We start from the raw sequence: 9,970 nt of genomic DNA on the forward strand, positions 1-9,970 counted from the left end.
AGTATTCATTTTAGATTACACGGATTGATTTAGACGTTGTCGAAATGTGTTAGTGAAAATTGAACACACAGCGATTGATAAGGAATAATTAGTGTATTAGTAGCTAAAGAAAATAGAGAAAAAATATAATAACAAATATCAAAAAATGAAAATTACCAAATTAATGCTGTTTGCCTTTTTAGCACTTTTTTTAGTGCAATTTGAGGCAGAGGCGCAACAAAAAATAACAGTATATACAGTAGGAGATTCTACTGTTAAAAATGGTCGCGGCGATGGATCCGGAGGTCTTTGGGGCTGGGGCGATTACATTGGGCAGTTTTTAGATTCTACAAAAGTTAGAATTGAAAATCATGCCCTGGGAGGAACAAGTTCAAGATCGTACCAAAATTTAGGATTGTGGGATGCCGTTTACAAAAAGTTGAAAAAAGGAGATTATGTTTTAATCCAATGGGGACATAATGATGACGGACCTATAAACGATACCGTTAGAGCCAGAGGAACGATAAAAGGAATTTCTGAAAAGACCGAAGAAATCGATAATCTTATTACTAAAAAGCATGAAATTGTACATACTTACGGTTGGTACATTCGAAAAGTAGTGAAAGAAGCTAAAGCAAAAGGAGCAATTCCGATTGTGATGTCACCAATTCCAAGAAATACATGGAAGGATGGAAAATTGCCAAGAAATAATACTTCTTATGGTTTATGGGCAAAACAAATTGCCGATCAGGAAAAAGTGGTTTTCATTGATTTGAATGATCGAATGGCTAAAAAGTTAGAGCAATTTGGCGAAGCAAAAGTAACGGGAACCTATTTTTATAAAAAAGATCACACGCACCCATCGGCTAAAGGAGCTGTAGTTGCTGCAACTTCGATAATTGAAGGATTAAAGGTTTCTAAAAGTCCGTTAAAGAATTACATTCTAGAAAATCCGGTAATTAAATTACCTCGAAAAATCAATGTTTTTTTAGTAGGCGATTCGACTATGGCCGATAATACAAATGAAAATGCAATTGGTTGGGGAATGATGGTACCACGTTATTTTGATACTACCAGAGTAAATATTGTGAACAAAGCAAGAGGCGGAAGAAGTACCCGTACTTTTGAGTTCGAAGGACTTTGGGATAAAGTGAAAAAAGAAATTCAGCCTGATGATTTTGTTATTCTTCAATTTGGTCATAATGATGCAGGGAAAATTGATAGCGAAAAATTCAGAGGTTCTATCAATGGAATTGGCGAAGAAACACAACAGGTAAATCGTGCTGATAGTTTGATGGAAACAGTACATACTTATGGCTGGTATTTAAAGAAATTCATTCGTGAAACCAAAGAAAAAGGAGGAACTCCAATTGTGATGAGCTTAACGCCAAGAAACGAATGGCCAAATGGAAAAGTGGAGCAAAGAGATAATACTTATATCAAATGGGCTCAGGAAGCTGCCGCTGCCGAAAAAACAGATTATATCAATTTAAGTAGAAAAGTAGCCGATCAATATGAAGTTATAGGACAGGAAAAAGTAAAAGCATTTTTTCCTAAAGATCATACTCATACCGGCAGAGCAGGAGCCGATTTTACAGCTAAAATTGCTGCCGAAGAGTTAAGAAACTTAAAAGGAAGCAAAATTAGAGATTTGGTTTTAACTAAAAAAGAGGTAGATGATCTACCTCCTTTGTCAAAATAAAATAATTTTAAATTTTATAAAAAATGAGATACCGTTATTTAAATGCTATCTCATTTTTTTTGTTTTTAGAACGAGACTAAGGATTCTTTTTCTTTATTTTGAATTCTAATACATTTTAAAATTTAGTTTATCAATGAGAAATATTCTTTTGTTTTTGTTTTTCGCATTCTCGAATTGTATTGAAGCGCAATCCAAAATAGATTCCAATAAAAAAATTACTGTTGCACAAGATGGAAGTGGCGATTATAAAACAATAGGAGATGCAATTGAAGCTGCAAATACTGATAATGGTGTTGTTGTAATTTATATTAAAAACGGGATTTATAAGGAAAAATTAGTGATTCTTTCGTCGAAAAAAGGCTTGGAATTACAGGGTGAAAACAAGGACAAAACAATAATAACTAATGATGATTATTCAGGTAAACTCAATCCAAATTCTAAAAGAAACTTTGGAACATCCGATTCGTACACGCTTTTAGTTCGTGCTGATGATGTTAAGATTAGTAATTTAACCATTGAAAATTCCTGGTGTGATAAAGGTCAGGCAGTTTCTTTGCACGTTAAAGGAACTCGTTTTGCAATTAAAAATTCCAGAATTTTAGGATGTCAGGATACCTTATTGACAGATGGTGATGGTACGTATCAATATTATGAAAATTGTTATATTGATGGAACGACGGATTTTATTTTTGGACCAGCAACGGCAGTTTTTGAAAATTGTATTATTAATAGTAAAAAGGATTCGTATATAACAGCGGCTTCCACACCAGAGAATCTGGAATTCGGTTATGTTTTCCTGAATTGTAAATTGATTGCCGATGCCAATGTAACAAAGGTTTTTTTAGGACGTCCCTGGCGACCTTTTGCAAAAACGGTTTTTTTAGGTTGTAATCTAGGAAGTCATATTTTGCTGGAAGGCTGGAATCCATGGGTAGATGAACGTTTTCCTGATAAAACCAAAACTACTTATTATGCAGAATACAAAAACAAAGGAAAAGGATCAAAAACAAATAAAAGAGTAGCCTGGTCACATCAATTATCGAAAGAAGAAGCCAAAAAATATATTTTGAAAAATATTTTTCCTAAAGATGATTTTTGGAAAAAGATTTGATGGATTTTTCGTTTCGCAAAGTCTTAATTTTTGTGGATGCGTTAATTTGTCTATGACAGAGATAAAAATAGACACACAGATTTTGCAGATTTGGGCAGAAAAAATATTAAAGAATCTGCGGAAATCTGTAAAATTTGCGTGAAAATACAATGTTTCGAATTAGCTCCGCAAAGTCTCTGAATTTGAGGATGCGTTATACTGTCTGAGACAGACATTAAAAGTGTCGGTTAAAAACCGATAATCACTGCCTCAAAGTCGGAGACTTTACGGAGCTAATGTGTTTATTAGTTTTATTTTATGAACTAAAATTTATAAGTAACATTGATCATGAAATTTGCTGGTTTTTGCGGACGAGCATAATATCCATCACTTACCCAATATTGTTGATCCAGAATGTTATTGGCTTTAAGACTAATTTTATACTTTGGACGATTGTAAAAAAGAGTCGCATCAAGAAGATTATAAGAGGCAAGTGTAAAGGTATTGGCACTGTCCAGAAAAGTTTCTGAAACATAAGAATTTCCTATACCTAGCCCAAGTCCTTGAGCTTTACCATCAATAATGGCATAACTCGCCCAAAGATTAACCACATGTTCAGGAGTGCCTTGGGCTCTTTTACCCATTACATTTGCATTAGCTTTGGTAAATTCATTATCGTTATAGCCATAGCTTGCTACATAATTGAAACCTGAAAAAGGTCTTCCAATAATTTCGACTTCAAGTCCTTTGCTTTTTTGTGTTCCGTCCTGTACAAAGAAATTGATTCCATCTCGGAGTTCATTTCGTGTACTATTTGTTACATCAATTTGATAGTAACTGATGGTAGCATTCAGTTTATTTGCTAAATCAACTTTTACTCCTCCTTCCCATTGAGCAGCTTGTTGAGGTTTGAAAATGGAAACTTCTCCATTTGGCTGAATTCTGTTTCCTACGTTTTTAAATCCATTTAGGTAATTTCCAAATAGTGAGACTTTTTCTTTCACAATTTGATATACTAGACCAAATTTTGGTGAAAGTGCTGTTTGATTGTAGTTGCCTGTAGTAGCACGAGTGAGGGTGTTTGTAGTTCCATCGCTAATAAAACGATCTACCCTTAAACTTCCCATTAATAAAAGATTGTCGGTTAGGTTTAAAACATCCGATGCATAAATACTATAGGTTGATTCTTTTGTATGATTCTGTCCAGTATTTCTTCCTGCTAGCGCAGCTAACACATTCTCTATTCGAATAACAGGGGTTGCATTAAGATTATCCAGATTTGCGGGTTCAAATACTTTTGCACCATAACCAAGTCCATCATATCTGGTTAGTCTAGAACTAGATAAATAGTCAAAACCTACTACTAATCGGTTTCTTAATTGACCTAACTTAAAATCTCCGGTGAAATTCTGTTGGAAGTTTTTTCTTGTTGTTTTCTCATCAGTAAATGCTCTTAATACTCGATCAACAGATGATTGAGTTTGCCAGATATAATCAAAAATATAAAGATCGTCGTATGCGCCCCCACCATAAGCATATCTGGATTGTGAAACCCATTCATCAGAAATTTTGTATTCAGCTTCAAGGAATACGTTATTAGAACTTTGTTTACTTACTAATGAATTGTCATTAAGTGATTGGCGATAATCGAGTTTTAAATCCTTAAAACTAGTAATTCCTAACGATGGTCCCGTAATCCAACCTCCAGCAACAATTCCATTTGCACTTAGAAAATCGATATCTAAGCTCAGTTTTAAGCGGTCATTTACCTGATACGAAATACTTGGAGCAATAAGAGTTGTTGCTTTATTGCCCTGATCTTGAAAGCTGTTTTCTGTTTGGCGGGATACATTAAGTCTCACTAATAAACCTTCAGCATTTTTTATTGGAGTATTTAAATCAAGTGTCATTCGATTCAAGTCCCAACTTCCCATGGAATAAGCTATTTCTCCTCCAAAATGTTCATATGGTCTTTTAGTAACATAGTTGATAATTCCTCCAAAAGAAGTCATTTGGGAACCAAAAAGCGTAGAACTTGGTCCTTTAATTGTCTCAACACGTTCTACGTTAGCAAGGTCAATACCAGTTCGTAAATAAGTAGCCATTCCGTTACGGAAATTTTCACTGGTTTGAAAACCTCTTGAGAAAAAAGAAGGCATTCCTGATCCCGTTTTTGCGGGTGCAGCTCCAGGAACATTTCTAAAAGATTCTTCTAATGTTAAAGCCATTTGCTCTTTGATAAGTTCTTTGTCTATTACGCTATAAACTTGCGAATTTTCAAGGTTTTTGATAGGAAGCCGAGATACATATTCGCTTTCCTTTCTTGAAGTAATTGAATATTTATTGCCTACTACGACCACTTCTTTTAAAGCTTGACTAGTTTCGATTAATTTAAAATTAACCTTAGTATTTGTATTGGCTTCTATACTTACGGGTTGTTTCTGTTCTTTTAAATCAAGAGAACGAACTAAAATAGTATATTCACCTTCGGGTGCAGAAAATTTAAAATATCCATTTTCATCAGAAGTGGCGCCTAAGTTAGTTCCTTGTAATGCAACGGAAACAAATGGAGCAGGATTGCCGTCAACGGTAGTTAATTTTCCCGAAACCTGTCCTTTTTCGGTATTGTTTTGTAAATGTATCGTATTGTTTCGTACGCGATAATATACCTGGTGTTTTACAAATAGTTCATTAAGTACTTCTCTCAAAGGTTCATTAACGTAGTTTTTACTAACAATTCTATTTGTTTTAAAAATATTTAGAGTATAAGAGAAAGAGCAAGATACTTGTTCTTCTATTTTTGAGATAACATTAGGTAGATTTTCATTTTTAAAACTTAAAGTAACTCTCTTGTCTAAAAGTGAATTTTGTGCCAGAATATGCTGTGCATTGAAGCATAAAATAAGGAAAAAGGCGATTTTTAATACATGTGTAGAACATGTATTTATTGTTTTAGATTTCATATTTTTGTAAAAAATGTTTATTTAATTGCTATTGAATGACATTCGCCAGTATGTAGTTTGGAGACGGCATACTGGTTTTTTTTATTGTTTTTAGGGTTAGGTTTGTTTCATTTCTATTTTTTAAGGATTAATAAATTATAATATCATTTCCTTTTATCTCATATCTAAACTTTAGTACAAAGCTTAAATCGTCTAAAAGAGTTCCTATTTCAGGATTTTCAAATTCTCCTTTATAGAATTGATTTTTTAATTGATGTTTTTTAATGTAAATGGTTACGTCGTAAATACGTTCTATTTTATTTGCAATTTCTAAAAACGATTCGTTATTAAAATACAAGGTGTTATTCATCCATCCTTTGTAATACTTAGTGTTTACAGTAGTTTTTACAAGACTTTTATCATCTAATATAACTTGTTCGTTAGGTAATACAATAAGGGGTTTTGTTTTGTTTTTCTTGTCTTTAAAAGAAACTTTACCTTCGTCTAATGTTAATGTAGTAGGTTCTTTAGTATAAGCCGATAAATTAAATTTTGTTCCTAAAACCGTGGTTTCTGATTTTTTGGTTTGTATTGTAAAAGGACGAAGGCTGTCTTTTGCTACTTCAAAATAAGCTTCTCCTTCTAAAGAAACCTTACGATTATTGGTAGCAAATTTTTCAGGAATTTTTAAAGTAGAATTAGCATTTAAATGAACCACTGTACCATCACTAAGAGTGATGTTTTTCATTTCTCTTACCAATGTTTGACAAACAAGGATTTTTTCTGGATTATTAGCACTAGAAAAAGATTTCTTGAATATTCCTAAACCAATTAATAGAGCAATACTGGCAGCAATTGCCCAAGGTGTTGTTTTCTGAAATATGTTTGGATTTCTTTCAGGTTCATCAACTATTGTTTCTTTAATAGTACCCCACATTTTTTCTTCCAAAAAATCAGAAGCAGGGATTTCCTCCTCATCTTCTGTTTGGTTTGTTACATTTAGCCATTGATCAACAATTTCTTTTTCCTGCTCGGAGCATTGATGGCTGGCGTATTTTTTTAATAATTCAGGGGTAACTTTCATTTCACTATATACCTTGTTCAATAGTATAGTCGAAAAAAAAGCAAGGGAGTCCTAGCGGAGAAATAAAATTGGTGAATATTTTTTATAAAAGGTGATGCAACAAAGTTATTGCATAAAAAGAAGGGATGTTTTTCGTATTAGACCCAGTGCTTTGGTAAGATGATTTTTTACTGTTTTAGGCGAAATATTTAAATTATCCGCTATTTCATTTGTACTCATTTGTTCTTCTCGGCTTAGACGATATACTTTTTGACATTGACAGGGTAAATCATTAACAATGATTTCTAAGTCTTCCTCAAGAAATTGATGTACTATTTCATTGTGCTGGAGGAATTTTTCATCAAATTCTGGATGCTCACATAAATTGCATTCCATCAAATTGGTTTGCTTTGCAGAAGATTGTATGCGGTAATAATCTATTACTTTTAGTTTAGCAGATTTTATCAAATAATGCTCGATAGAGGAGGTAATAACTAATTCTTTCTTTCTATTCCATAAAGAAATAAAAATATCCTGTACCATTTCTTCTGAAGCTTCTTTGTTGCTCGTTTTGCTATAACAAATAATATATAATCTTTTCCAAAAGTCTCTGTATAGACTTTCGAAATCAAGAGGATTATTTAAATTATATGTTCTAACGTTCTCTTTGATAGTGTTTTTTAGTTAATTTAATTTTCAAATTTTTGCAAATATAGCTAATAAAAATTATTTAGATTGATTAAAAATTAGGTTTTTGTTATTAAATAAAAAAGCACTTTTCTTTTAGAAAAAGTGCTTTTTATTTAATTAATTGTAATTTCTTAAAATTTAAAGGTTAAATTCACAGCAAAGTTTGTTGGAGCTTGAGAATTTGCATAGAAGTCCCAATATTTTTTATTTGTTAGATTGTTTAATTTTACACCAACTCTCCAGTTAGATTGATCATAAAATACAGTAGCATTATAAATTGTATAAGTAGGTATGTAAATAATGTTATCAGTTGATACAAAATTTTTATCTACATGATTAACTCCAAAACCAGCACCCAAACCTTTTAGTTTGTTTTGCAAGGTATAGCTTGTCCAAAAGTTAAATACGTTTTCAGGAGCACCAGCCGCTTTATTACCATTAACATTAGTTGTTATATCGGTTGTTCTTACTATTCGATTATCATTATAAGCATAGCCAGCTATAATGTTTAATCCTGCAAACGGATTGGCAATCAATTCAAAATCTACTCCTTTACTTACTTGTTTTGCATCTTGAGCAGTATCACCTCCGTTGATTATTCTGGTCGCGTTGTCGATAGTGATATTGTAATAACTAGCTGTAGCATTTATTTTTTTGTTGAATGCTTCTGCTTTTATCCCTCCCTCATATTGAACTGCATATGTAGGATCTAATACCAATAATGCTCCTGAGGAAGGTTGTGTTATAGGTTGGTTATTTTGAAATCCGTTCATATAGTTTCCAAATACAGAAACCTGATCTTTTACAATTTGATATACTAATCCTAATTTAGGAGCAAAAGCTGTTTGATGAAAACCTTCTGTAGCTCCAATTTTTGCACGTTCAAAGTTGTCGAAACGTAGACTTAACATTGCAGATAATCTATCAGTAAAATTGATTACATCACAAGCATAAATACTAAAAGTTTCCTGGTCAGCAACTGGCCATATTAATTGAGGAACAACTGCATCGACAGCTTTTTTTCTTATTGGAGCAAAGTTTGTTGTTACATCAATTGGAGCAAAAAATGGTGTCGTTCCATAGGTGAAGTTACTTTTAAATAATCTATAATTTGCACCAGCTAAAAATTTGTGTTTAATACTGCCAGTCGCAAATTGTCCGTTGATATTTTGCTGGATGTTAGTATAAGCATTGAATATTGGCCCATAGAGAGATACTCTTGTTTCAGCTTGAGTAGGAGAGGTCCATTTTATATTTGTTTGATAGCTGCGTTCTACATTTTCGTCAACATAAGAAAAAATAGTTGTTGACTTCCAGTTTTCGGCAATTTCATATTCAGCTTGGGCAAAAACTTTAAGTGCAGCTGTTTTAGCATCTAAATCATCATGGAATAATGTTTTTCTATAATCTAATTTTGCATCTTTTATACTAGTCATTCCAGCAGCGTAGGTTGCATTGAAGGCACGTCTAGTATTGTTAACGTTATGCAATTCAGCATCAAAATTAAAAGTAAGCTTATCTGATGCTTTGTAAGTAAGACTTGGAGCAATAGTTACGGTTTTATTAAAACCATAATCTAAAAAACTTTTTTCGTTATTGTAGGCTAAATTTAATCTAAACAATACTGTTTTTTCTTTGTTAAGAGGTGCGTTTATATCAGCAGTAAGTCGGTTTAAATTAAAGCTTCCTCCAGTGTAACTTATTTCAGTTGCTGCTTTTTCGAAAGGTTTTTTCGTAACCAAATTAACTACTCCTCCAAAAGAAGAAACAGATGTGCCAAATAAGGTTCCAGATGGTCCTTTTAGCACTTCAATTCGTTCTACGTTTGAAAGGTCAATAGACGAGCGTCCAGTTACAGTTTCCATACCATTTCTAGCATTAATACCAATTACAAAACCTCTAAATGTAATGCCAAGTCCTCCTGAAGGATAGCTAACAGGTACCGCTCCAGCGCTATTTCGTATAGCTGTTTCAACATTTACGGCTACTTGTTCTAGTAATAATTCTTTATGAATTACACTATAAACTTGCGGGTTTTCAAGATTAGATATTGGCATCCTTGCTACATAATCTGTTTTTTTAGATAGAATGCTTTTTTTGCCACTTACTACAACTTCCTGTAATTCTTTATTAGAAACATTTAGTTGTAAATTAAGGTTAGTAGTTTTGTTTTCGGTAACAATTACTTCTTTTTCTAAAGTTTCATATCCAGTTAATGAAACTTGTAATACATAAATATTTGGTTTAATTCGATTAAATTCAAAAGCACCATTTTCATTAGAAACAGTACCGTATTTTGAATTTTTAAGAATGATGTTTACGCCTACTGCTAACTCGCCGTCTGAAGTGGTTATTTTTCCTTTAATTTTTCCAAAATTTTGCTGAGCAAAAACATTTGCTGTGGAGAGGATAAGCATACAGCTTAAAAAAATAAATTGTACTCTGTGTTTTAAATAAGTCATCTTTTTCAGGATTATAGTATTTTATTTGGAATAAATAAAAAT

6 protein-coding genes are annotated in these 9,970 nt (G+C 32.6%); 2 read left to right on the top strand and 4 right to left on the bottom strand.

The window, feature by feature from the left end:
* Positions 1 to 145: 145 nt before the first annotated feature.
* Positions 146 to 1,681, top strand: coding sequence for a rhamnogalacturonan acetylesterase (locus tag FEM21_RS13340; RefSeq protein ID WP_035661235.1), 1,536 nt, complete (start codon positions 146 to 148; stop codon positions 1,679 to 1,681).
* Between the two features lie 133 nt (positions 1,682 to 1,814).
* Positions 1,815 to 2,792: a pectinesterase family protein gene (locus FEM21_RS13345; RefSeq protein WP_035661237.1), complete on the top strand. Its 978-nt coding sequence runs from the start codon at positions 1,815 to 1,817 to the stop codon at positions 2,790 to 2,792.
* Between the two features lie 302 nt (positions 2,793 to 3,094).
* Here the strand turns inward: FEM21_RS13345 and FEM21_RS13350 are convergent, their stop codons facing one another.
* From FEM21_RS13350 to FEM21_RS13365, 4 genes are all read right to left on the bottom strand, one after another.
* Positions 3,095 to 5,734, bottom strand: coding sequence for a TonB-dependent receptor (locus FEM21_RS13350; protein ID WP_035661239.1), 2,640 nt, complete (start codon positions 5,732 to 5,734; stop codon positions 3,095 to 3,097).
* Between the two features lie 127 nt (positions 5,735 to 5,861).
* Positions 5,862 to 6,797, bottom strand: coding sequence for a FecR family protein (locus tag FEM21_RS13355; RefSeq protein WP_035661242.1), 936 nt, complete (start codon positions 6,795 to 6,797; stop codon positions 5,862 to 5,864).
* A 105-nt stretch (positions 6,798 to 6,902) separates the two neighbouring features.
* Positions 6,903 to 7,448 (bottom strand): RNA polymerase sigma-70 factor, encoded by a 546-nt coding sequence (locus tag FEM21_RS13360; RefSeq protein WP_035661244.1) that lies wholly within the window; start codon positions 7,446 to 7,448, stop codon positions 6,903 to 6,905.
* A 149-nt stretch (positions 7,449 to 7,597) separates the two neighbouring features.
* Positions 7,598 to 9,883 (bottom strand): TonB-dependent receptor, encoded by a 2,286-nt coding sequence (locus FEM21_RS13365; protein WP_236353644.1) that lies wholly within the window; start codon positions 9,881 to 9,883, stop codon positions 7,598 to 7,600.
* Positions 9,884 to 9,970 lie beyond the last annotated feature (87 nt).

It is taken from the genome of Flavobacterium seoulense, from assembly GCF_000695795.1.
Lineage (GTDB): Bacteria > Bacteroidota > Bacteroidia > Flavobacteriales > Flavobacteriaceae > Flavobacterium > Flavobacterium seoulense.